The organism is Bacteroides sp. 214, assembly GCF_010501015.1.
Taxonomy (GTDB): Bacteria; Bacteroidota; Bacteroidia; order Bacteroidales; family Bacteroidaceae; genus Bacteroides.
In genome coordinates this window covers 69,772-95,489 of record NZ_QVML01000007.1, presented here as the reverse complement: position 1 = coordinate 95,489, position 25,718 = coordinate 69,772, and the positions used below count along the sequence as shown (strand labels likewise).

General features: G+C 40.3%; 20 protein-coding genes. 10 read left to right on the top strand and 10 right to left on the bottom strand.

The genetic code is table 11. The features are described from left to right. Positions 1-3: 3 nt before the first annotated feature. The 7 genes from D0T50_RS07385 to D0T50_RS07355 all read right to left on the bottom strand — a co-directional run bounded on the left by D0T50_RS07385 (position 4) and on the right by D0T50_RS07355 (position 9,265). Positions 4-2,016, bottom strand: a complete 2,013-nt coding sequence (locus D0T50_RS07385; RefSeq protein ID WP_163222877.1) for an alpha amylase C-terminal domain-containing protein — start codon at positions 2,014-2,016, stop codon at positions 4-6. A gap of 15 nt (positions 2,017-2,031) precedes the next feature. Continuing rightward, the gene (locus D0T50_RS07380; protein WP_163222876.1) at positions 2,032-2,478 is read right to left on the bottom strand and encodes a YhcH/YjgK/YiaL family protein; all 447 of its coding nucleotides are present in this window, start codon (positions 2,476-2,478) and stop codon (positions 2,032-2,034) included. 20 nt (positions 2,479-2,498) lie between these two features. Further along, positions 2,499-3,176: a DUF2461 domain-containing protein gene (locus D0T50_RS07375; RefSeq protein WP_163222875.1), complete on the bottom strand. Its 678-nt coding sequence runs from the start codon at positions 3,174-3,176 to the stop codon at positions 2,499-2,501. 349 nt (positions 3,177-3,525) lie between these two features. Beyond that, complete coding sequence (locus D0T50_RS07370) at positions 3,526-5,037, bottom strand: peptide MFS transporter (RefSeq protein ID WP_163222874.1); 1,512 nt, start codon at positions 5,035-5,037, stop codon at positions 3,526-3,528. Positions 5,038-5,268: 231 nt separating this feature from the next. Beyond that, entirely contained in the window at positions 5,269-5,745 is a 477-nt protein-coding gene (ybaK, locus tag D0T50_RS07365) for a Cys-tRNA(Pro) deacylase (RefSeq protein WP_163222873.1), read from the bottom strand. A 14-nt stretch (positions 5,746-5,759) separates the two neighbouring features. Next, on the bottom strand, positions 5,760-8,579 hold the full coding sequence (gene uvrA, locus D0T50_RS07360) for an excinuclease ABC subunit UvrA (protein ID WP_163222872.1): 2,820 nt from the start codon (positions 8,577-8,579) through the stop codon (positions 5,760-5,762). Beyond that, positions 8,579-9,265 carry a gliding motility-associated C-terminal domain-containing protein gene (locus D0T50_RS07355; protein ID WP_163222871.1) on the bottom strand — a complete coding sequence of 229 codons (687 nt, stop codon included), beginning with the start codon at positions 9,263-9,265 and terminating at the stop codon, positions 8,579-8,581. Before D0T50_RS07355 ends, uvrA begins: the two co-directional genes overlap by 1 nt. Before the next feature lie 522 nt (positions 9,266-9,787). Between D0T50_RS07355 and D0T50_RS07350 the strand changes: the two genes are divergently transcribed. Both D0T50_RS07350 and D0T50_RS07345 read left to right on the top strand, forming a co-directional pair. Further along, positions 9,788-11,539 carry a LysM peptidoglycan-binding domain-containing protein gene (locus D0T50_RS07350; protein WP_163222870.1) on the top strand — a complete coding sequence of 584 codons (1,752 nt, stop codon included), beginning with the start codon at positions 9,788-9,790 and terminating at the stop codon, positions 11,537-11,539. 20 nt (positions 11,540-11,559) lie between these two features. Further along, positions 11,560-12,258, top strand: a complete 699-nt coding sequence (locus D0T50_RS07345; RefSeq protein ID WP_163222869.1) for a porin family protein — start codon at positions 11,560-11,562, stop codon at positions 12,256-12,258. On the opposite strand, the gene D0T50_RS07340 is transcribed toward D0T50_RS07345, so the two are convergent. Then, positions 12,230-12,955 (bottom strand): tRNA1(Val) (adenine(37)-N6)-methyltransferase, encoded by a 726-nt coding sequence (locus tag D0T50_RS07340; protein ID WP_163222868.1) that lies wholly within the window; start codon positions 12,953-12,955, stop codon positions 12,230-12,232. The two genes, D0T50_RS07345 and D0T50_RS07340, sit on opposite strands and share 29 nt — an antisense overlap. A gap of 216 nt (positions 12,956-13,171) precedes the next feature. Here D0T50_RS07340 and lon point away from each other — a divergent pair, with 216 nt between their 5' ends. From lon to D0T50_RS07325, 3 genes are read left to right on the top strand one after another with little or no spacing between them, the layout of a single operon-like run. Then, entirely contained in the window at positions 13,172-15,661 is a 2,490-nt protein-coding gene (gene lon, locus D0T50_RS07335; RefSeq protein ID WP_163222867.1) for an endopeptidase La, read from the top strand. After that, positions 15,658-16,788, top strand: a complete 1,131-nt coding sequence (gene tgt / locus D0T50_RS07330; RefSeq protein ID WP_163222866.1) for a tRNA guanosine(34) transglycosylase Tgt — start codon at positions 15,658-15,660, stop codon at positions 16,786-16,788. The genes lon and tgt overlap by 4 nt, the downstream gene beginning before the upstream one ends. A 6-nt stretch (positions 16,789-16,794) precedes the next feature. After that, positions 16,795-17,886: an LptF/LptG family permease gene (locus tag D0T50_RS07325; protein WP_163222865.1), complete on the top strand. Its 1,092-nt coding sequence runs from the start codon at positions 16,795-16,797 to the stop codon at positions 17,884-17,886. Here D0T50_RS07325 and D0T50_RS07320 read toward each other — a convergent pair whose 3' ends face one another. Both D0T50_RS07320 and D0T50_RS07315 read right to left on the bottom strand, forming a co-directional pair. Continuing rightward, positions 17,887-18,930: a L,D-transpeptidase gene (locus D0T50_RS07320; protein ID WP_203558205.1), complete on the bottom strand. Its 1,044-nt coding sequence runs from the start codon at positions 18,928-18,930 to the stop codon at positions 17,887-17,889. 154 nt (positions 18,931-19,084) lie between these two features. Next, a complete protein-coding gene (locus D0T50_RS07315) occupies positions 19,085-21,445 on the bottom strand; it encodes a family 20 glycosylhydrolase (protein ID WP_203558204.1) in 2,361 nt (786 codons plus the stop codon). Positions 21,446-21,957: 512 nt separating this feature from the next. On the opposite strand from D0T50_RS07315, the gene D0T50_RS07310 reads away from it, so the two are divergent. The 5 genes from D0T50_RS07310 to D0T50_RS07290 are packed head-to-tail and all read left to right on the top strand — an operon-like array spanning position 21,958 to position 25,565. Next, positions 21,958-22,341: a hypothetical protein gene (locus D0T50_RS07310; protein ID WP_163222864.1), complete on the top strand. Its 384-nt coding sequence runs from the start codon at positions 21,958-21,960 to the stop codon at positions 22,339-22,341. Beyond that, entirely contained in the window at positions 22,329-22,769 is a 441-nt protein-coding gene (locus tag D0T50_RS07305) for a hypothetical protein (RefSeq protein ID WP_163222863.1), read from the top strand. The genes D0T50_RS07310 and D0T50_RS07305 overlap by 13 nt, the downstream gene beginning before the upstream one ends. Continuing rightward, complete coding sequence (locus D0T50_RS07300; RefSeq protein WP_163222862.1) at positions 22,769-23,890, top strand: radical SAM/SPASM domain-containing protein; 1,122 nt, start codon at positions 22,769-22,771, stop codon at positions 23,888-23,890. The genes D0T50_RS07305 and D0T50_RS07300 overlap by 1 nt, the downstream gene beginning before the upstream one ends. Positions 23,891-23,914: 24 nt before the next feature. Then, positions 23,915-24,598 (top strand): DUF4919 domain-containing protein, encoded by a 684-nt coding sequence (locus D0T50_RS07295; RefSeq protein ID WP_163222861.1) that lies wholly within the window; start codon positions 23,915-23,917, stop codon positions 24,596-24,598. A gap of 4 nt (positions 24,599-24,602) precedes the next feature. Next, positions 24,603-25,565: a hypothetical protein gene (locus D0T50_RS07290; protein WP_163222860.1), complete on the top strand. Its 963-nt coding sequence runs from the start codon at positions 24,603-24,605 to the stop codon at positions 25,563-25,565. Positions 25,566-25,718 lie beyond the last annotated feature (153 nt).

Sequence of the window (25,718 nt, the reverse complement as noted above, 5' to 3'; positions counted from 1 at the left end):
GAACTACTTTGTTTTCCGCAACACCACTGCCGTACGAGCAGGAATATAGAGCTTAAGCCAACCTTTGTTCTCACTTTCGTAGATTGGATCGTGATTGGTGAGATGTTTTACACTATCATCAGCCAATCCTTGTCCACCGAAGTTCACATCATCCGTATTCAGCACTACTTCATAAGAGCCTGCCGGAGCAAGGAAACCATAGTCGGCAAAGGACTTCACCGGGTTGAAGTTGAAGACAAAGACAAGATCACCGCGCATATAAGCAAGTACCTGGTCACCATCGTTATGCCATAATTCCTGTACAGGTGTACTTTCAATAGCCGAAACGCTCTTGATTGTTTTGAGCATCTGCGCATCAAAATCCGATAAGTAATGATAGGTTAGCTTGTTGTTATCCATCAAATCCCATTGACGACGCGCATATTTGTACGACCAACCATTACCATCTCTCGGAAAATCAATCCACTCTGGATGACCAAACTCATTACCCATAAAATTTAGATAACCACCATTAATAGTCGAAGCGGTTACTAAACGAATCATTTTATGCAGAGCAATACCGCGGTTTACTACATAGTTTTCGTCACCTTTCTGCATATGCCAGTACATATCGGCATCAATAAGGCGGAAAATAATAGTTTTATCACCCACTAATGCTTGATCATGGCTTTCTGTATATGAGATAGTTTTCTCATCCGGACGACGATTGGTTACTTCCCAGAAAATGCTTGAAGGCTTCCAGTCTTCATCAATTTTCTCTTTGATAGTCTTAATCCAGTAGTCGGGTATGTTCATTGCCATACGATAATCAAATCCATAGCCACCATCTTCAAACTTGGCTGCTAATCCTGGCATGCCCGATACTTCTTCGGCAACACTTATGGCATACGGGTTCACCTCATGAATCACTTGATTGGCAAGTGTGAGATAACAAATGGCGTTATCATCTTGATGACCATTATAATAATCACCATAATTCATAAATGCTTCACCCAATCCATGACTGTAATAAAGCATGGAGGTTACTCCGTCAAAACGGAAACCATCGAAATGATACTCTTCGAGCCAGTACTTACAATTAGAAAGCAAGAAGTGCAAGACTTCGTTCTTTCCATAGTCAAACAGCAACGAATCCCACGCCGGATGTTCGTGACGATCGCCCGGGTAAAAGTATTGATTAGGATTTCCTGCAAAGTTGCCGAGCCCTTCTACTTCGTTCTTTACTGCATGTGAGTGAACAATATCCATGATAACTGCTATCCCCAATCCGTGAGCAGTATCAATTAGTTCTTTCAATTCTTCGGGTGTACCAAAGCGTGAACTTGCCGCAAAGAAACTAGACACATGGTAGCCAAAGCTTCCGTAATACGGATGCTCCTGAATGGCCATTATTTGTATGCAGTTGTAACCTGCCTTAGCAATGCGTGGCAGAATATTTTCGCGAAACTCCTTGTATGAACCCACTTTCTCTTCTTTCTGTGCCATGCCGATATGACATTCATAAATCAGCAACGGATCAGTTTTTGGTTTGAAAGTTTTTTGGCTGAACACGAACGTCTTTGCCGGCGCCCATACCTGCGCACTGAAAATTTTGGTTTGCTCATCTTGCAATACACGAGTAGCCCATGCCGGAATACGTTCGCCATAGCCACCATCCCAATGTATTTTCAGTTTATAGAGGTCACCATGCTTCAAAGCCTCTTCGGGTAAAGTAATTTCCCAATTGCCATTGCCTATGGCTTTCAGTGCATAATTATCCTCTTCTTTCCAATCATTGAAAGTACCGATAAGATATATTTTCGTTGCGTTTGGCGCCCATTCCCTGAATACCCAACCTTCTTTCGTGCAGTGTAGTCCAAAGTACAAATGCCCTGATGCGAACTGTGCCAAAGTTTCTTTACCGCCATTGGTCAGCTCAGCAATTTTATCAAGCGCATGTTGGTGTCGTCCTTCAATTGCGGAATTAAAAGGCTCCAGCCAAGGGTCGTTTTTTACTAAACGTAATGTATTTGCCATAAAAGGGTTATTCAATTATACGCGGATTTTTACAACTATTTTCTTAACTCCTTCGGGAGTAATACCCGGAGCGTGTCCATCTTGTGGGAAGAAAATGGCAAACATACCCGGTCTTACGGTGATGTAGTCTTTAGCCAACCCCTCAAAGAAAGTTATGTCTTTCTCTGCGTTATATAAAGCATCGGCAGGTTTACATTCTTCACCAGGAGTATATCCCATTACTTCAACTCCTACCAGTGGAATTTGAATATCAATAAAGTCATTGTGCGTTTCCAACTTTGCAGCTTCTTTGGTTTTAGAAGCTGTTTGTTGGATATTAACAATTACATCATTCTCTCTCAATACAACTTTCCCAACTTCAAGAGCTGATAAGTCCGTAGAGGTTAAATACTCTATAGCACAAGGAAATAGCGGGTTAAGTGCGCTGTACTTCTTCAGATTTTCTAATGTATCTACTACCATACGTGTTTGTTTTAAAGTGATTATTTATATTCTTCTTCAAATTCGTTGATTGAGTAATTCATAAAATCGCTAAAGCGTTTCAACTGTCGAAAAGTGGCTTCTACCTCATCCAAATAGGTGGGGGAGGTAAAGAAATCATCAGATATTCTGCAATAGCACGAGAAATCTTTTGGTTTCAAGTAATCAATATACTTAAAATCCTTCGGAAATCCTTTCGGTGCAGTCTTCAAGAAAGTTTCGCCAACAACAGGAAAATATTTCTTGAATGCCGGATCTTCGATAATGGAAAGATACTCCTCAATATTGTCATAGATTGCCTCTCGTAAGGACTTCAACAGCTTGGGGGACGGACAATAGCTTCCACCTGCCAACAAGCAGTTACCTGGTTCAAGGTGTATATAGTAGCCACAATATTCCGATTTCTTTCCTTTTGCATTTATATACCCGCCAAGATGTGTTTTGTAAGGAGACTTATCATGACTGAATCGCACATCACGATAGATGCGATAAGTACAGTCCTTCACCTCTATTCCTTTGATTTCTTCGTCAAAAAGAGTAATGCGATTGATAATAGTGCCCAATAGTTTTTCATACTCACGAGAGGCTATCTCATACTTTTCGTAATTAGCCTTGAACCATTCGCGGTTATTATTGGCAGCAAGCTCTTTCAAAAACTGAAAGATAACAGGTACATTCATATTGACTCCATTCTTTTGGTCATACAAACGTACAAAAATTATTTGTAACCTGCCAATGAATAAATGAAAAAGCACCGATCAACACGACCGGTGCTTTGTAATTTATTAACAGACGCTTCTGTTTTGTAAGGTCAGCTTATCACAAGCTAACGCAAACCTATCCAATTTATTAATTAATACAGTGAAAACATATATATAACAGAATAGAGAGGCAATTGTTTTAAGAAATAAAAGAAAATATGTGTGTTTTTTTAATAAAAGGAAAAAAAGAAAGGTTCTTCAGTGAAAAAAGCGAATAAAAAAGGCCTCCCCAAAGGGAGACCTTATACTATATATAGATGTATATTTTTTATTTAGCTACACGCTCCAACCATTTTACCATAGAGAACATGGCAATCATTGATATAGCACAAACAAGTACAAATACCCACCATGTAAGGCTGATTGAAATATTTTCGTACATCATTGCTCCCAAGAATAATGAGAAGTTACCAACAGCTGTTGCACCCAGCCAACATCCTTGCATTAACCCTTGAAGGTGCGCAGGAGCTACTTTAGACACAAACGACAATCCCAGTGGAGAAATAAACAATTCGGCAACAGTAAGCACAAAGTAAGTACCGAACAACAACCATGGTGTTACACGTTGAGAAACATCAAGTCCGCCCATAGCCTGAACGTCATTGAATAGTGGCAAGCCGATAGAACCAACAGCCATTATTACGAATGCTAAAGCGGCAATACCCATACCAATACCAATCTTCTTTGGAGTTGAAGGTTCTTTTCCTTTTTTCGCCAAACGACCAAAGTACCACATCACTACCGGTGTTAAGAACACTACGATAAACGGATTAGTAGATTGGAATATCTCCGCTGAAATATCAAAACCAAATACTTTAAGCAGCGTATAGTCTTTTGCAAACATGGTTAATGTTAAACCGTTTTGGTGGAAAGAAAACCAGAAGAAGATTACTACGCCAAACACAGCGAACAAAGCCATAATGCGTTGTTTAATTTCGGCAGCAGATTGTTTGATTTCTTCTTTTGTGATTTTTTCCGAACCGGCAGCTTTAGCAGGTGCATTCTTGTCTGGCAATACTTTTTTATAAGCTATAAATACAACTAAAGAAATAATCATCGCAAGGATAGCTACCGAAAAAGCATAGTGGAATCCTGTATTAAAAGCTTCCAGATAGCTATCAGCAAATGCAACCAAATCAGTAGGAACTGTTCCACCCGAAACCTCGGCTGCTAATTCTGCGTAACGTCCATTCATAACCTCAGCATTCATTGTTCCATCTTTCAACTGCCAGCAAAGTCCGGGAAGGTCGGAATTATAAGCAAAGCCTTGTGATTTCACAAACCAGTTACGTACCCAAATAGCCATAACCGGAGCAAACATACCACCGATATTAATAAACATGTAGAAAATCTGGAAGCCCGAGTCACGTAGCTTGCCGTACTTTTCATTATCGTACAACTGTCCTACCAACGCCTGAAGATTTCCTTTGAACAATCCGTTACCGAACGCGATTACCAAAAGAGCGGCTAACGCAATCCATTTGGTGGTAATAAGGCTTGGCATTGCTAAGAACAAATAACCGGCACTCATCACAAGAAGACCTGCCATAATTGTTCCTTTGTAGTTTTTAGTTTTATCGGCAATAAGACCACCAACTAATGCTAAAATATAAATTGCTCCATAAAAACCTGAATAAAACTTACCGGCTTCCTCGCCCGACAAACCGAACTTAGACATTAAAAACAACACTAAGATAGCCATCATAGTGTAAAATCCGAAACGTTCGCCCATATTGGCAAGTGCCGCCGGTATTAACCCTTTTGGTTGATTCTTAAACATAGAATTGAAATTTAAAGTGAATACTATTATTTATGGTTACAAATATACTTATTAGATGGTATTTACCATAACAAACACCGTTTTTATCGCAAAAAAAGTACATAATTATCCGCAATCAGACTACTGAAAGTATTGGTTAAGGGAATAATAGTCAGAATGCAATATGTTAATGTGTAGAACTTATTGAGTTATGAAGATAACTCAATGCATTAGCATACAGAAGTGGTTGAGTTATAGAAATAACTCAATGCATTCCGCACGAGCTATCTTTATTAAATCTAGCGGATTGAGTTTTAGTTGTAACCCACGCTGTCCGGCGCTGATGTAAATATAATCAAAGTGAGTACAAGTAGTATGTATATAGGTAGGGAAATGCTTCTTCATACCGATGGGCGAGCAGGCTCCACGAATATATCCGGTTATAGAGAGCAGATCTTTCATGGGAATCATCGCACAACTTTTATTACCCGACACCTTAGCGGCAAGTTTAAGATTTAGCTCTTCGTTTCCGGGAATAACACAAACAAAGTAACCCGTTTTATCGCCATGCAACACCAACGTTTTGAACACCTGCTCCACATTCTCTCCCAATCCTTCGGCTACGTGGGTAGCGCTCAAGTCATTCTCATCTACTACATAAGGGATGAGTTCATAAGGAATCTTAGCTTGATCCAGTAGACGAGCAGCGTTTGTTTTATTTATTTTCATGGGAATTCAGTTTACTACAATTCTTCACGCAGGAATCGTGATGTATATCCTTTCTTGCTCTTCGCAACTTCTTCGGGAGTACCACAGCTTAGTAGCTCACCTCCTCCTTTGCCACCTTCAGGCCCCATATCTATGATATAATCGGCGAGTTTTATCACATCGAGGTTGTGTTCAATAACCAACACCGTATTACCTTTATCCACTAGTTTGTTTAACACACCCATTAACACACGGATATCCTCAAAATGCAAACCAGTAGTAGGTTCATCGAGAATATAGAGAGTTTTACCTGTATCACGCTTGGATAATTCGGTAGCCAGTTTCACACGCTGACTTTCTCCACCCGAAAGTGTTGTAGAAGATTGTCCTAAACGAATGTAACCTAAACCCACATCCTGCAATACTTTTATTTTATGGAGTATCTGCGGTACGTTTTCAAAGAATTCAACTGCACGGTTTATTGTCATATCCAGCACATCGGCTATTGACTTTCCTTTGAAGCGTACTTCCAGTGTTTCGCGATTATAGCGTTTACCATGACACACCTCGCAAGGTACATACACATCGGGGAGGAAGTTCATCTCAATTGTTTTATAACCATTTCCCGAACATGCTTCACAGCGACCACCCGATACATTAAATGAAAATCGTCCCGGTTTGTAACCACGTATTTTGGCTTCGGGAAGTTCTACAAACAGACTCCGAATGTCCGAGAAGACACCCGTGTATGTAGCTGGATTGGAACGTGGCGTACGCCCGATGGGCGACTGGTCTACATTTACCACCTTATCTATATGCTCTATTCCTTCAAACGAAGTATAAGGTAATGGATCTTGCAAAGAACGATAGAACTTCTGCGAAAGGATAGGTTGCAACGTTTCATTTATCAAGGTAGACTTACCACTACCCGATACACCTGTAACACAGATTAGTTTCCCCAAAGGAAAATCCACATCAACGTTCTTCAGGTTGTTGCCACGAGCACCACGCAAACTTAGCATTTTGCCATTACCTTTGCGTCTGGTAGCAGGTATTTCTATTTTCTTCTCACCGTTGAGGTATTGCGAAGTCAGCGTATGGGTATGTAGCATCTCTTGCGGTGTACCAGCAAATACCACCTCCCCTCCCAGCCTTCCGGCTTTAGGCCCCATATCAATAACATAATCGGCGGCAAGCATCATATCTTTGTCATGCTCCACTACAACAACCGAGTTGCCAATATCGCGCAACTCTTTAAGCGAATTAATCAGTCGCAGATTGTCGCGCTGATGCAAACCAATACTGGGTTCATCGAGGATGTAAAGCACATTAACCAATTGCGAACCTATCTGTGTAGCCAACCTGATGCGTTGACTCTCACCTCCCGAGAGCGAAGCCGAAGCACGATCGAGCGATAAATAATCCAACCCTACATCAAGCAAGAACTTCAAGCGGCTACGTATTTCCTTGAGTATCTCAGCTGCAATCATCCGTTGTTTCTCTTCGAGGAAATTCTCTATTTTATCTATCCACTCATAGAGCTCGCTAATATCCATGGTTACTAATTCCGAGATATTTTTATCGTATATACGATATGAGAGTGCTTCTTTGTTCAGACGAGCTCCTTTGCATTCGGGACAGACTGTGGTATGCGCAAACTGCTCCGCCCATTTCTGTGCAGTAGCCGAAGCATCTCGTTCTTGTTGCATGCGAATGTATTTCACAATACCCTCGAAAGTCACAAAATAATCTGACGAAGTACCTACCAGTGAGCTTTTTATCTTCAAACGTTCGTCCGAACCATAAAGAATAGCATCAATGGTTTCTTCATCTAAATCCTTTATAGGGGTTTTCAGTGTGTCTTCGTTTTTCTCTAGTAACGAGGCTATCTGCCAGAATATCATGGAGTTTTTATATTTTCCCAACGGTGCTATACCTCCATCGTGGACCGACAAATCACGATTGGGAATCACTTTATCTACATCTACCTGATTAACCACACCCAGTCCTTTGCATTTAGGGCAGGCACCTTGCGGTGAGTTGAACGAAAAATTATGCGGTGCAGGTTCTCTGTACGACAATCCGCTAATAGGCGACATCAATCGTTTGCTGTAATGACGTACTTCGCCTGTATCGGCATCGAGAATCATAATCAATCCCTCGCCAAGCTTCATGGCCGTCTCTACACTTTTCTTCAGACGGGCGCTGTCTTTAGCACTTACCTTTAGTTTATCCACAACAATCTCTATATCGTGGTTTTTGTAACGGTCGAGCTTCATGCCGTGCGTAATCTCACGTACTTCGCCATCTACCCGCACATGAAGATAACCTTTCTTACGAATTTGCACAAAAAGCTCTTTGTAGTGTCCCTTTCGGGTACGTATAACCGGAGATAAGATGAATGTTTTTTTATTATCGTACTCTTCCAGTATCAAATCGAGAATTTGCTCTTCGGTGTAACGCACCATTTTCTCGCCGGTAAGATACGAATAGGCTTCGCCGGCACGAGCATAAAGCAAGCGCAGGTAGTCGTATATCTCGGTAGTAGTACCTACGGTAGAGCGTGGATTCTTATTTGTTGTTTTTTGTTCGATAGAGATAACAGGACTTAATCCGGTTATCTTATCTACATCCGGACGCTCCAGATTTCCCAGAAAATTGCGCGCATAAGCCGAGAAGGTTTCAATATAACGCCGTTGCCCTTCGGCATAGATGGTATCAAAAGCGAGCGAGGACTTACCACTTCCACTCAAACCGGTAATAACGGTAAGTGAATTTCGCGGCAGCTCGGCATCAATATTTTTTAGGTTGTGTACGCGTGCACCATACACGTTGATATATTCTGTTTCTTGCATTATTTCAATATATTTATATCCCCTTTGTGGGTATATACTACACCATCAGCACCTTGCGCTTCGATCAGGATAAAGTAAACACCTGCTTTTACTTGTTTGCCACCGGTAGTACCATCCCAGCCATCGTCAATATTGCTAAGGTTCCACCGGTAAATTTCTTTTCCGTAGCGGTCGAAGATGTAAGCATTAAACTTTACGAGTGATTTGTGTTTCACTTTGAAAATATCATTAGTGCCATCTCCATTGGGCGAAAAAGCATTGGGAACAGTCAGTTCCGACTCCGTTATTTGAAACATAAAAGGATTAGACATAAAAGTCTGTTCACTTTCCGTATCCGTTACCTGCAACAATACGTAGTAGGTACCCGAAGTAGTGAAGGTATAGCTTGTTTCTTCATCGAAGCGTGTGAAAAGAACCGCAGAAAAATCTTCATCTTCGGCAAAAGTCCATTCGTACCGCCAAGTCGACGTACCCTCTATGGGGTTAGCCGCAAAACGAAATTCCAGTGGTGCGGCACCAGTATAGCTATCACCATCGGGTAGTATTGTTTCCTCTTCGGGCAACATACCATTCTCCATGATGAGTGTAGCGGTAGGGACACAGTTGGGAGTTTGCGCATTTACCTCAACTGTAGTAGTCAGTAATAATAAGAATAAAACAGTGCTCAAGTATCGAAAATATTTCATGCCTGCAAATTTACAATCTTTCTGCCAAACAGTCGTTCTCCAACAACTCATTTTTACATATCAAAGTTTTTTAGTTGCCACACACACTCCAAATGAAGTTTTGCAAAATAAGCCTTCACATTCACATATCGCTGTAACCAAATGATAACAAACAAGTTACGTGTGAAGACCCCCTCTTTTATCCTTCACAAGGTCTTCACACAAAAAACTGACTGAGTTTCATACAAAAACTCAGTCAGAAATGGTCTAAAACTCAGTCAGAAGCGGTTCAAAACTCAGTCAGAAAAATAATGCTTATAGTTCTCATTTCAAATGCTTATAGTATTTGCTTCGGATGCTTATAGCATTCACTTCGGATGCTTATAGTATTCACTTCAAATGCTTATAGTATTCGCTTCGGATGCTTATGGGTCTTGAACGTCAACACCGATATAGATTTCTTAACGCATAATTATAAGGTTTAGTTGAGCATAATTCATATCTTTGTGCCATTAGAAGCCAAACATTACAAGCAAAAAGACGATGATAGTTCGTAAAAAAATCCTTTTTATAATATTAGCAAGCTGTTTTTGGGTGCTTACACCATTAGGCGCGCAAGAAAGCAATACTTATTTTCTTCACACCATTGAACGAGGGCAAAATCTCTATTCTATTTCAAACATGTATGGAGTAAGCCAAGCCGACATCGTTAAACTTAATCCGGGTGCCGAAAACGCAGTATATGCAGGACAAACTCTCAAAATACCGCAAGTAATCACTACTAATAAGGAAGAAATTTTCCATACCATCAAGCAAGGCGAAACTTTATGGAGACTAACGCAAACGTATGGCATCAGTGTAAAGGAACTTTGCGAAGCTAACCCCGGACTCAGTGCCGAAAACTTTAAGATAGGTCAGGTTATCCGTATACCCGCCCCCAAACAAGAAGTAGTAGAGCAGGTTACAGAGATACAAGCCGAGGTAAAACCACGTTGCAAAGAAATGCACAAGGTAAAAAGGAAAGAAACGATATATAGTATCAGTCGCAAGTACCGGATTACGGAAGAAGCACTCAAAGCTGCCAATCCGGAACTCAAGGAAGGGCTCAAAAAAGGACAGCTACTCTGCATCCCCTACCCTGTATCTAAAACTTCCACACCCAAAAAAACCGAAGATTTGTTTGCTACAGCACCATCCAACTTCGAACTATTTCGTAAGAATAAGGAGTATGGCGAGAAGTTAAGTGTAATCAAAGCCGCTATCATTCTTCCCATCACCAAAGAAGCGCGTATGCTCGAATACTACGAAGGTTTCCTGCTTGCCGTAGACAGTTTGAAGCGTATGGGCGTATCCATGGATATTCATGTTTACAACTCGGGCGACCGCACAACGTCCATCAATCCGATTCTTGCAAAAGAGGAACTAAAACAGATGCACATCATCTTCGGGCCTTTGTATCAGGAACACATCAAACCACTGGCTACTTTTGCCAAGGAACACGATATTCGTTTAGTTATCCCTACAATTTCCAAGGATAGCGAAGTGTTCGATAATCCAAATATTTATCTTATTAACACGCCACAATCCTACCTCTATTCGAGGGTGTACGATCACTTCTTCCGTCAATTCAGAGATGCCAATGTAATCATTCTTGATATGAAGGAATCCGACAAAGACAAGGAAGAGTTCATCAAAGGGTTAAAGCAAGAGTTAGCATTGAAATCCATCTCTACGCAGACCATAGATGCAAGCAACATGGAGCTTCCCGCATTGAAAGAATTGCTTGATAAGGAAAAAGAAAATATATTTATTCCTACATCGGGCAGTGACTTGGCGCTTATCAAGATACTACCATTGCTAAAGCTATTGAAACTGGAAGAACCGGAACTAAACACCACTTTGTTTGGTTATCCCGAATGGCAAAAATACACGACAGATTACCTAGAAACATTCTTTGAGCAGAATACCTATTTCTACTCGTCGTTCTATGCTAACAATTTGCTCCCGGCATCTACAAACTTCATCAACACATACAACAAAATGTATGGCAAAGAGATGATAAATAGTCCTATCAAATATGGCATGCTGGGCTTTGACACGGGTTATTATTTCCTCTACGGACTGTCCAAATATGGAACAGACTTGGAAAACAATCTCAAATCCGTGCGTGTAAAACCAATACAAACCGGTTTTGGGTTTGAACGTGTGAATAACTGGGGAGGATTTATTAACAAGAAAGTTTTCTTTGTACACTTCACTAATCAATACGACCTCATAAAATTGGAGTTCGATTAGAGTTTATCAAAACAGGAACAATGAATCAGATAAAAAAACACATACTTCTGTTGGTTCTCGCACTACTTGCCACACCACTCTTTGCGCAAGTTGGTGAACTGCGCAACAACATTGCCATAGGAATTAACGCCGGAATAAATTCTAACACAGTAGGGTTTGACACCCCCTATGGAGTTCCTTCTATCAAACAAGACGGATTACTGGGTTACGCAGGTGGAATCACCTTCAGATACATCTCAGAGAAATATTTTGCCATGATATGTGGTGCACAACTCGAATTAAATCTTGTGCAACGCGGTTGGAAAGAAACATTGGAAGATTCGGGAAACACCTATAGCCGCACGATGAACTATCTCGAAATTCCATTCTTGGCGCATCTTGCCTTTGGCAAAGAACGTGGTGCACAGTTCTTCCTGAATCTTGGTCCTCAGATATCTTTCCTCTTAAGCGAAAAGGAGAAAAAAAGCAACCCCTTCAACAAAGAAGGACTATACCCCAACGAACAATACGGCAAAAAAGCAGAGAAGAAGTTTGACTACGGTATTGTAGGAGGAGCTGGAATTGAGTTACGTACCGGCGCAGGGAATTTCCTATTGGAAGGACGCTACTATTTTGCACTGGCAGATATTTTTAATAGCACCAAAAAGGATTATTTCTCAAGATCGGCGCATAGCACTATTATGGGACGAATCACGTATTTGTTCGATTTAACAAGGTAGGAAGATAAAACTCCTCTACCAGTTTTGCAAATTCCTCGCTATATACATGTCGCGACTTTTCTATCAGTAATTCATCTTCCTTTAACGGTTGTGATTCGGCTGTAAAACTTACCAACACACGCTTGGATAGCTTACCCGGAGCAGTAATTATATTCAATTGTCTATTGACAAAAAGATGGTACTTCTCTGCAACATCCTTTACAACTGACAACACATCGGTAGGTAATATTAAGGCAATACTACCCAAAGGATGTAACAGGGCGGCTGCATGTTGTAACAGTGTGTCGTAAGTTAATGTATTGTTGTGCCGCGCATTGGTGCGCTGTGCATCAGGAGAGTGCAAAGAGTCCACAAAGTAAGGTGGATTAGATACTATCAAATCAAACTTTTCGGCTGGCTCGTAACAAAGGAAATCACCATGAAGTACCTCAATACGCGCTTGCCACGGTGACTGAGCTACATTTTCTCTGGCTTGTTCGGCAGCTTCCCCATCTATTTCAATGGCAGTAATACGAGCTTCAGAGCGTTGCGCAAGCATCAAAGCAACTAATCCGGTGCCGGTGCCAATATCAAGCACACGACAAGCAGATGTTACCGGAGCCCACGCACCCAGCAACACCCCATCAGTGCCTACTTTCATAGCACATTTGTCTTGCCATATAGTAAACTGCTGAAAGCGAAAGTAAGAATTTGCCATAGATTGTCTTCCTATTTTAAGCGCAAAGATATAAAAAGCTGAACACAGAGCCAAGCTTGTTTGAGCTATGCTAGGCGCACCCTATCTTATCTGAAGATAAGCAAAAGTATAATTTCATTTTTTTATTGAACCTTACTTTATTATTAAGTAAGAAAGGATTAACTTTGCGGCGTTTTATGTCCTCCTGTTAGGACACAAACTAAACCAATAAGCACAATGAAAGGAATTTCTTATTTCGAATCTGATATAGAGGAACAAGACGATAACAGTTTCTCATTAATAGCCAACATTGAAGAAGGAAACACACAGGAAGATGTAGTCATCAACGAAGACGAAGAGATCTCCGTTCTTCCGCTACGTAATATGGTACTGTTTCCCAACGTATTCATGCCTGTTTCGGTTGGACGCAAATCATCATTAAAATTAATACGGGATGCGGAAAAGCGCCATAGCTACATTGCTATTGTTTGCCAGAAATCGGCTAAAACCGACGAGCCCAAACTTGCTGACTTACACAGCATTGGTATTGTAGGCAAAGTAATTCGCATACTTGAGATGCCCGACCAAACTACCACCGTGATACTCCAAGGATTGAAGCGTGTGGGCTTACAAAGCATTACTTCGACAACGCCTTACCTGAAAGGAAAAGTGCGCATGTTGCCCGAAGAAGTTCCGAGCAAAAAAGATAAAGAGTTTATCGCATTGGTAGATACTTGCAAGGATCTGACAATACGTTATGTGAAGTCGACCGACGCACATCAAGACTCTGCGTTCGCTATCAAGAACATAGACAATCACTTGTTTCTGATAGACTTTATTTGCACCAACCTACCCATAAAGAAGGATGAAAAAATAGAGTTACTTCGCATAAACTCACTTCGTGAACGAGCTTATCGGTTGTTGGAGATACTTACCCGTGAGGTGCAGCTCTCCGAGCTAAAAGCATCTATACAAATGCGTGCCCGCGAAGACATTGACCAGCAACAACGCGAATACTTCCTACAACAACAAATCAAAACCATTCAAGACGAATTGGGCGGAAGCGGTCAGGAACAGGAAATCGAAGAGATTCGCAAAAAAGGTCAACACATGAAGTGGGGTAACGAAGTAGCAACTGTCTTCGAAAAAGAACTGGCAAAGTTAGAAAGAACACACCCACAATCGCCCGATTTCAGTGTACAACTCAATTATCTGCAAACACTATTAGGTCTTCCATGGGGTATCTATACTAACGATAATCTGAACTTGGTACAAGCCGAGAAGACGTTAAATAAAGATCACTACGGATTAGAAAAAGTAAAAGAGCGCATATTGGAACATTTAGCTGTATTAAAGCTAAAGAACGATATGAAGTCGCCCATCATCTGCTTATATGGACCTCCGGGGGTAGGAAAAACATCACTAGGAAAGTCTATTGCCTCCGCTCTGAAACGTAAGTATGTGCGCATGTCGCTCGGTGGAGTACACGATGAGGCCGAAATACGTGGACACCGTAAGACCTATATTGGTGCTATGCCCGGAAGAATCATAAAGAGTTTAATAAAGGTAGGAGCTTCTAATCCTGTATTTATACTGGATGAAGTGGATAAAATCAGTTCCGACCGACAAGGAGACCCTTCGTCTGCTTTACTCGAGGTGCTCGACCCCGAACAGAACAACACATTCCATGATAATTACTTAGATGTGGACTACGACCTTTCTAACGTAATGTTCATTGCCACAGCAAACAACATCAACGCTATTCCCGGTCCGTTGTTGGACAGAATGGAGCTGATTGAAATAAGCGGATACATCACCGAAGAAAAAATAGAGATAGCTCGTAAGCACTTAGTACCTAAGGCTTTGGAGGCAAACGGGCTTACCTTCGGAATTATCCGTCACCAGATCAAGTTCTCTAAACAAGTATTAGAAACCATCATCGAGAACTATACACGTGAGAGCGGTGTGCGCGAATTAGAGAAGAAAATCAATAAGATACTCCGCAAAATGGCACTGCAATATGCCAAAGATGGTTACTTGCTATGTGCCAACCTTAAACCGGCAGACTTATATGACTTCCTTGGTGCACCTGAGTACACACGCGACAGATATCAAGGTAATGAATATGCCGGTGTAGTAACAGGATTGGCTTGGACAGCGGTAGGTGGAGAAATACTCTTTGTAGAAACTAGTTTAAGTTCCGGAAAAGGAGGCAAACTAACCCTTACCGGTAATTTGGGCGATGTGATGAAAGAGTCGGCAATGCTGGCATTGGAGTATATCAAAGCACACGCTTCGCTCCTTAATATAGATAAAGAGGTATTCGACAACTGGAACATCCACATTCACGTACCCGAAGGGGCTATTCCCAAAGATGGTCCGTCGGCAGGGATAACCATGGCTACTTCGCTGGCTTCGGCGCTTACCCAACGTAAAGTAAAAGCGGATTTAGCAATGACAGGTGAAATAACCTTGCGTGGAAAAGTACTTCCTGTGGGCGGTATCAAAGAGAAAATACTGGCAGCTAAGCGTGCCGGTATCAAAGAAATTATTCTATGCGAGGAAAACCGTAAAAATATCGATGAGATAGAAAGCATGTACTTGAAAGGGCTTACTTTTCACTTCGTAAAGGATATACAGGATGTATTCGCCATTGCACTAACCAATGAGTTGGTAAAGAATCCTATTGACCTATCCGTAAAAACAGAAAAGAAAGAAGAAAAGTGAAGTTTGAACTACAACATACAGACAGTCGGAGCAATGCACGGGCGGGGTTAATCACTACTGACCACGGACAGATTGAGACTCCTATTTTTATGCCCGTAGGAACACTAGGGTCTGTTAAAGCTGTGCATCAAACAGAACTGAAAGAGGATATTAAAGCACAAATAATATTGGGAAACACCTACCACTTGTATCTGCGACCGGGTATCGAAGTTCTGGAAAAGGCAGGTGGATTGCATAAATTCAACGGTTTTGACCGGCCAATGCTAACCGATAGTGGTGGTTTTCAAGTATTTTCGCTCGCTGGTATCCGAAAATTACGTGAAGAAGGTGCCGAATTTCGTTCGCATATAGACGGTAGCAAACACATATTTACTCCCGAAAGCGTAATGGATATAGAACGTTCCATTGGAGCGGACATCATGATGGCATTTGACGAATGCCCTCCGGGAGACTCTGATTACGCTTACGCAAAGAAATCATTGGGGCTCACGCATCGTTGGCTCGACCGTTGCATCAAACGTTTCAACGAAACAGAACCGAAATACGGATATCATCAATCTCTATTTCCTATTGTACAAGGATGTGTTTATCCGGATCTTCGTATACAATCTGCTGAGTTTGTTGCTTCTAAAGAAGCAGACGGCAACGCTATTGGCGGACTTGCCGTAGGCGAACCGGTAGAAAAAATGTACGAAATGATTGAAGTGGTAAATGGAATTCTACCTAAAGACAAACCTCGCTATCTGATGGGGGTAGGAACACCTGCCAATATACTGGAAGGTATCGAACGTGGTGTGGACATGTTTGATTGCGTAATGCCTACTCGAAACGGAAGAAACGGAATGCTCTTCACCAAAGAAGGCATTATGAATATGCGCAACAAAAAGTGGGAAATGGACTTCTCGCCCATTGAACCAGATGGAGCATCGTATGTAGATACACTCTACACCAAAGCCTACCTGCGGCACTTGTTTCACTCCAAAGAATTACTGGCTATGCAGATAGCTTCCATTCATAACTTGGCTTTCTACCTTTGGCTGGCAGGCGAAGCACGTAAACATATCATCGCAGGTGATTTCTCTACATGGAAACCTATGATGATAAAGAAAGTAACCACCAGACTCTAACGGAATATGAAGAAAGTACTGAAAAGACTCGACACCTATATCATTGCTAAGTTCCTGGGAACGTACATCTTTGCCATTATTCTTATTATATCTATTGCGGTAGTATTTGACTTTAATGAGAAAATGGACAAGTTCCTTACCAAGAACGCTCCGTGGGACGAAGTTGTTTTTGATTACTATCTAAATTTCATCCCCTACTTTGCCAACCTTTTCAGTCCGTTGTTTGTATTCATTGCCGTTATATTCTTTACTTCCAAACTAGCAGAGAACTCGGAAATTATAGCCATGTTCTCTACTGGAATGAGTTTTCATCGGTTAATACGTCCATATATGATATCGGCGGCAGTTATATCGTTGGCAACTTTCATATTAGGTTCATATGTTATTCCGCCGGGAAGTGTTACACGGTTAGAATTTGAGGATAAATATATTAAGAAAAAGACCGTCATTTCGGTAAGAAATGTGCAATTGGAAGTAGACACCGGGGTGATAGCCTATATGGGTAGTTACTATGACGGAAATAAAACGGGAAGAAACTTCTCATTAGATAAGTTTGAAGACAAGAAATTGGTTTCACATCTTACTGCCCGCAGTATCACGTACGACACCACCTCTACCTACAAATGGACTATTAAGGATTACATGATTCGCGAGCTTAGCGGCCTAAAAGAAAACATTATAAAGGGCGAACAAATCGACTCTATTATTCGCATGGAGCCGTCCGACTTTCTTATTTCACGCAATCAACAGGAAATGCTTACCAGCCCGCAGCTAAGCGAGTACATAGACAAGCAAAAGCGAAGAGGGTTTGGCAACATCAAAGAGTTCGAAATTGAATACCACCGACGTATTGCTTCGTCATTTGCCTCGTTTATTCTTACTACCATTGGGTTATGTGTATCTTCGAGGAAGGCAAAAGGAGGCATGGGACTTAATCTAGGTATCGGACTAGCTTTGAGTTTCTCGTTCATTATGTTCCAAACCGTTTCCGCCACCTTTGCTGTCAATGGTAATGTACCACCTATTATTGCTGTGTGGATTCCTAACCTGCTTTATGCGCTGATTGCGGTATTCCTCTATGTTAAAACGCCTAAGTAGTTACTCTATTACTACTACCAGCGTTTCATTTATCAACCCCCAATCATAAATAAACTTTGCGTGCGAAGAAGCATTCCTTACGCACATATGCGAACGGGGTGTAGTACCTAGTGATGCGCTATACTCAATAATATTCGTACCCGGTTTATTTACCGGCACACCATGTATATATGCTCCGTTGCAAAAACGGCTGGCATAAGGAGAGAACCCACCAATTTCCGTCGTTCCGTCTTTATAGTAATACATTTTCTCCTTCTTTTCTGCCATCACAAAGATGCCGAGTGGAGTTTCTTGTTGATACGGCGGACGCTGTTGTCCTGTTGTGGCAGGGTTCATGCTACGCACTAACCATACCTCTCCTACCTTTTCGAGGGCAGCTATATTCTGGTTAGCCCTATCTACAAACACCACTTTAGCATATTGCAGGATATCAATCAGTTTCACATACTTGTGAGGAACGAACCACTCTCCACCACGATAAACAGATTCCAATTGAATAAGCCGGTTACTATCGGTTTCGTGAGTATTAATGATGCGAACTAACTCACCGTCTCGCGCGTATCGTTCGGGAGCTAAAGAATCTTTGCTTGCAAAAAGTGGAATACCCTGATAGCGTTCCACACCATAAGCATCGATTATGTTTTTATATTTATTTCGCTTGATATCACGTATCAACGGGGCTTCACCGTTTTTGTTTTTACGGTTTTGAACAATACCCCAAAACTGCGGTTGCGGTTGGTGATTCTCTAATTTCGCAAGAGTTTCGCGAATTTTGTCCCACTGAAACAGACGAACGGTATCTTTGTAAGGATACTCATCCGACAAAGTGTATTGGTCATACAACAATTGCTTATCGATAATTATATCATCGGCTGTGAGTTGCTTGCGAGTTTCAGGAGTAGTAGGAATAATATCTAACGTGAGTGTATCGATAGGCATAGTAAGTTCTTCACTTGCACTCTTGTCATCAGACGAGCAATCCACAAGGGAAAACAAGGTCAACAACAGTAAGATATAGTAATAATATCGTTTGGATAGGTTCATGTTTTATTTGCTTTTACTATAGAACAACAGCAAAGTGAATTAGTTCATTTTCTGTATGCAGACCATTCAGCAAAAGCAAGGTTCACTTATCCAAAAAATGAGGTTCATTTTTCGGAAAAATGAACCTCATTTCGTATGAAAGTAAAGCCTCAAATTAGTTGAAATCTTCCGCTTCCAATATCCTAAATGCTGTTTCACCTTCTTTGCGAACAGACAGCATTATAGCATTCCATTGCGTAGGCCACCCGCCAAAAGTTGCTCCTAGACGAAGTAGTTTAATTGAGTGATACCCTTTTGCCAGAGCTATAGATTTGTCATTGCGCGAAAATCGGCGAGCAGTGCCAAGGTCTTTTTGCTCATTGGAAATAAAGAGCTGTCCATTAAGCCAAAATTCATAGTCGGTATTGAAGTAATAAACACCATCTTCGGGAATATTGACGTATCCTGTAAGCACAGTCGACACAAAATCTTTATCATACACCTCGCCATAGCTGAATACCCGGTATTTTGATTGTTGCGGAGAAGCTACATATTCCATTTCGTCGGGCTGTTTACCTTCAAGGGCAGCTACACTCAACACATTTCCACGAAAATATTCCGCTTTCAGTCCGGCAGCAGCAGTAGCTGGTTTTTCTACAGACGGAGCATAGGTTTGCTTCTCAAGAGTAATGGTACGTACACGACTCATTTTACCCGATAGTAACACAGAGCGAATCTTCAGCGTAGTGTTTTCAGCAAAAGTAAGCGGTTCGGCATAAACAGAAGAAGAAGCAGTAGGTTCGCTACCATCGGTAGTGTACACCATCGTTACCGGTTCAGTGGTTTTGAATGACAACGTAGTTTTTTCGGTAAAAGCAATAAAGTTACAAGAAGGCGCTCCCTCTTGTTCGGGCAGAGGAATGTAGTAGTTCACATTGTGCATATCCAGCCGTACCCGTTGATTCTCTATGCGCCGCTCGAAATCGTTATAGTCCTTTTTTTCTTTCGGTGTCCAATTTAGCTCTCCCACAGCAATGAGACGCGGATAAAGGTCGTACTCCATATCATCTGTAGTGTAGTTATATTCATTCCACATATTGCACTGTGCACCCAGTATGTGATGCCTCTTATCCTTTTCTATAGCATCGGGAATTGGTTCATAGCTGTACACTTTCTCGAGTGGTAAGTAGCCACCGATAGTCACTAAGGATAATTTAAGATCTCCCTGATATTTATCCAAGTACATCGTTCCTCCGGGTGTCATAATAACATCGTGCCCCATATTGGCGGCAGCAATACCACCTCTTTCACCTCGCCAACTCATAACAGTAGCCGTTGGTGCCAAGCCTCCTTCCAAAATCTCGTCCCAGCCTATCATTTTCTTATTCTTCGTTAGCAGAAACTTCTCAATGCGTTGTACAAAGTAGCTTTGCAATTTCTCTTCCGCCGAGTGTTCTTTGTCTTTTTTCAGTCCGAGTGAACGTATGCGTGCCTGGCATTTAGGACACTCCTTCCAGCGTCTTTTAGGAGATTCATCGCCTCCAATATGGAAATAATCACTCTCAAAAAGTGGAATAACCTCAGTCAACACATCTTCGAGGAAAGAGAATGTCGCTTCATTCCCGGCACAGTACACGTCGTTGGATATACCCCAATAGTTGCGCACTTCAATATCTTTGCCTGTACAAGAGAGTTCGGGATAGCCGGCAATCGCAGCCACAGCATGTCCGGGCAATTCTATTTCGGGTATAACTTCAATAAAACGTTCTTTGGCATATGCAACTACTTCTTTAACCTGTTCTTGTGTATAGAAAAATGGTCCGTAAGTATTTCCTTCGCCCTCTACACGCTTGGCTCCTACCTCGGTCAACTTGGGATATTTCTTTATTTCAATACGCCATGCTTGATCTTCGGTGAGATGCCAATGGAATTTATTTACTTTAAACATTGCCAACAAATCGAGCTTTTTCTTGAGGAAGTCTATATCGGCAAAGTGGCGACATACATCGAGGTGCATGCCACGATATCCAAAACGCGGTTCATCTTTGATACTTACCGCCGGAATTGTCCACGCCATATTCTTTACTATTACCGTACTTTCTATCTCTGCCGGTAACAACTGCATCACTGTTTGCATAGCATAAAAAAGTCCTTGTGGAGTTCGGGCTTTTAAGTCAATCGTTTGTGAAGTTACATCAAGCAAGTAGCCTTCATTGTTTACATCAACATCGTCGGTTAATTGCAGGTCAATGTAATTGGATGCAGGCTTTTCGGTAACAATACCGATTTTCAAGCCTGTAGATTTCTTCATTTTATCGGCAAAGTAAGCTGCTACCTTTCCTGCATCGGCATCAGCAGTAACAAAAACCGTCTTTGCCGACAAAGCAAAACGACCTTCGAGAAGTGTCAACTCCATAGGCATAGGAGTTACGTTTATTCCTTCGTTATAGACTTTAGGAGTTACATTAGTCGGGCTGCAAGATATCAATGCCCCGAGCATCAATGCGATTAAGAAAATGATGGGTGCTGTTTTCATGGATTTTAATTTAAATGGTTATGTATTGCAAAACAAAGATATAAATATAGCAGAGAAAAACACTAAAAATCATTGAAAAGGACAAACAAATTTCTCAAAGCAAATCTACGTGATGAGAATAAATACTCACCATGTTGAGAATAGTTTCTCGCCAAGTCGAGTATTTGTTCTCAACATGGTGAGAAATTTATAACAATACGTGAAAAATATCGGTGAAGTGTATGTTAACGTTTTTAGTTGACTACTTTCAGTCTTATTAATAGAGTTGGTTGACTCGGTTTATACTTAGTTATAAATAGGGTTGACCTTTTTCATTGCTTATTGATGAATTCGGTTTCCCCTGATAATTAGTTTGTATGTTTTTAGAAATACAGGTACTATTCCTTCTATTTTTCATGGGAAGTGCTATCTTTGTATAAAACGCCAAAAGGAATGACAATTTGATATTATTCTTTATCACAAAAAGCCATTCAATGACAGCTTTATATTGAAAAAACAAAAATTGAACAATTATGGAAATTAAATCAGTAAACAACAGTCGGCAGCCCAACTACCCCACTATTGAGCTGTTCGTAAAGCACCCAGAATTGTTGTCGCGAAACATTCCTAACAGTTGGCTTAAGAACCGATTCGTAACGACATCACTTGCGGCATTTTTACTTTCGGGTAATGATGTAGCTACAGCAAAGGAAAGTGAAAACACCATAAAAACCACCGTAGTTGCACAAGAGACAACAAACAAACCACAAGAAAAAGAAAGAGATAACAACATTGTTACTAATGTTGCCCCAGTATTTGCACATGGGGAGGGTCGTGGAGCAACAGGCTGTATTGTTATGTCTCGCCAGTTTTTATATCGGAAGATGAAGCTATTAAAATCATTTTGGACAAGCTAAAAGCCGAAGGATATAACTTCAGTAGAGAAAACACTCCCTCATTTTCATTTAATGTTTTACCTATTGCCAATGAGTGCGATAAGCAAAAAGGAAAAACAAACATTGAATTGAAAATGGACGCTTACAGTTTAAAGTCAAAGTGGGCAATCCAATTCATTTCAACCAGCGATCACGATAAATTTAAGAATGATGATTGTTGGTCCAGCGTTTCGGCCTACAACCTCAAACAAGCTGCTGAAATCATCAATCAAGAGCTAAAAAAGCAGAAAAGAACAAATGCTGTAGTTTTTTACGACCCAGTTGTAACAATTAACTATGAAAAAGAAAACAATTGGGAAGAGGCCAAAAAAGAAGCAAAGAACTTATTGCTAGCACAAGTTGATGATTTTATCAAGTGGCTCAAAACAAATAATATAGCAATAAAATAATGCACGTTACTCTACACATCACAACAGGTTGCAACTTGAATTGTCAATACTGCTACTCGCCACCAACAGGTCGAAATGACATGTCGCAACAAACGGCTTTTGAGTGTATTGATTTTATCTCCGAAAACTATCCGATTAATACGGGTATTATATTTTTCGGAGGTGAACCGCTTCTGAAAAAGGATTTAATACGTGAAACTATTGAATATAGCCGCACGAAATCTGGCTATTTCCATTATAAAGTAACCACAAATGGAATTTTGCTTGACAGCGATTTTCTAGAATATGCAAACAAAGTAAATTTGCAAGTCTCCATTAGTATTGACGGCAATGAACAGGCACACAACACCTTTCGTAAATTCCCTAATGGAGACGCTACATTCGGAGTTCTGAGCGATAAAATTGATTTACTGTTACATTATCAACCTTACGCCAAAGTTTTAATGACAGTTTCACCCGAAACACTTATACATTATGCAGACTCTGTTGAATATCTACTAAAAAAAGGCTTCAAATACATCATTGTTTCGCTTGATTTTTCCTCAAAGAATTGGAACGATTTGTCACTCAAAGAATTAAAACGACAATACAAACGTATCTCTAAAATCTACGAAACATATATTTTAAACGAAAAGAAGTTCTATTTCTCGCCCTTTGAAATGAAGTTGGCCAGCCATATTCGCAAAAACAACTTTGAATGTTATCAGTGCCATTTAGCAAAGACACAAATTTCTGTCGCTTTCGACGGACTAGTTTATCCTTGTGTGCAATTTGTAAAAGATGGAGTTTCAAATAAAAAATATGCCATTGGGTCGGTTACCAAAGGAATTGACCGCGAAATGCAAAATCAACTTTATCAGGAATCAAAAACTAAAATGGAGAGCTGCCTGAAATGCGATTACAACCCACGTTGTAACAACAAATGCAGTTGTTTAAGTTGGCAGTTAACCGGAAAAATAAATCAGGTTTCACCTGTGATTTGTGAGACAGAGAGAATTTTAATACCAATAGTAGATAAATTAGGCGAAAGGTTGTTTAAGAAAGCGTCGCCAATGTTCATACAAAAACACTACAACGCAGTTTACCCCATTTTGTCAATGATTGAAGATCTGAATAATTAAAAACAAAAAAAGGAGATAAAGCGTATGAAAAACTATTTAATCGGATTGATCTTATTATCAAGTATTCAGTTTGCAACAGCTCAAAACGAGTTATCTGTTGATTATGGCGAAATTAAAAAAACAGTAGAGAATAAAGAATCAGAGTATTTTTACCCTAAGTTATTGCAAAGGTTTAATAACTTCGATGAATCATTGACTTTGGAAGAATATGCTTTAATATATTATGGATTTAGTTTTCAAGACGATTATATAAAAAATCAACCTGATGAAAGGATACTATCGGAGATTATGAAAGATGAAGATTATAATAAGCTGATTGTGGAATGCGAGAACATATTGAAAAGAAATCCTGTCAGTTTGAAAGCCAATGATTGTATGGGATATGCTCTCTTTAAATTAAACAAACCTGAATCTGAATGGAAAAAATATCAAAATAGGTTTAGAGGTTTAAGAAAAGCGATAGTTTATAGTGGAAATGGATTAAGCTGTGAAACCAGCTTTAAAGTAATATATGTTTCAGATGAGTATAGTGTTCTATATGATTATTTCGAGATATCAGAGATTTACAGTCAAGCTTTGACAGAAGATTTCTGTGACAAATTTGAAATCAAACCAAGTAATTATTATCAAGTGAAAGAAGTCTATTTTGATATTTCGAGAAAGCTAATAAGACAACAAGAGTTAATGGATAGCCTCCCTCCCTTATAGAAACATGATAACAGACAACCTCATTCTAATTAACGGCTGTACGTATACTGCTGTAAAAAAAGCAGTAATGGAATATCTTGAGAGATATTTTGAATACGAACAGAACATTGGCGTGACTTTTGAGCTATACAAGATAAAGCAAGAAGAACACGCTATTATATGCAAAAAATTAACAAGTCGATTGTTTTTTCATCTTGTCAGCCATTTGAACAATACATCGCATATCAATATTTCAAAGACCACCATCACAGGTTACACTACTGGTGACGAAAATAATATCTTAAAGAATAAAACAATGCTTGTTTTTGTTTCTCCTGATGATTTTGAATATAGCGTATCAGTAGTAACCAATAACAATGCACAATACAGGGTGGAGCTTGATGGAAAAATAGTGAAGGTGGAAAACAAAAAAGATTATGTCTACCCTACCGGACTTAATCTTCAAAAATCTGAAATCATCAAAGTTTCCGATATCTTTCATAAAAAGGAGGATATTAGTAATATAAAAGCAATAAAAAGATTCACGATTGGGGTAGGCATCATTGTGATTGTGGCTTTAGCTCTTTTGGCTCTCTTACACCCAACGCTGTCATATATGAAAGAGTCATTGATAGAGCCAATCGCTTGGACAGGATATTTACTCGGACTCTGGCTTGCACTTGATTACAAGATATTAAGGATAAATTTATTGTATTCCTTATCGCTACTCATTAGTGTTGGCTATCTTATGATTGGCTTTTGTTTAGACAGCAGCAATGAGTTTAAATCTCTTCATTTTCTTTTTTTCTACCCTCTGTTAATGTTGCTACTTCAATTCCCTTTGAGAAAAATCTATTTGAAAATATATAAAAGAGAGCCTACAACAGAACACGACGGTCCAATAGCTGATCGCATTTATGGCGGAATTATAATGGTCATTCCAATCCCACTATCCTTTGGAGTGGAAGAATTGATAAAACTTCTGTGATAAACCATAAAAAAGAGAGTGTGTCAATCTCTTCGTTTTGACACACCCTCTTTCTTTTTTTATAATTATATCTGCAAGCAGAAGGCTGAAAGCCTGACATATTTTGCCTGGGGTAAAACCCCAGGACAGTGACTACAACAAGCAAAAAGTTCT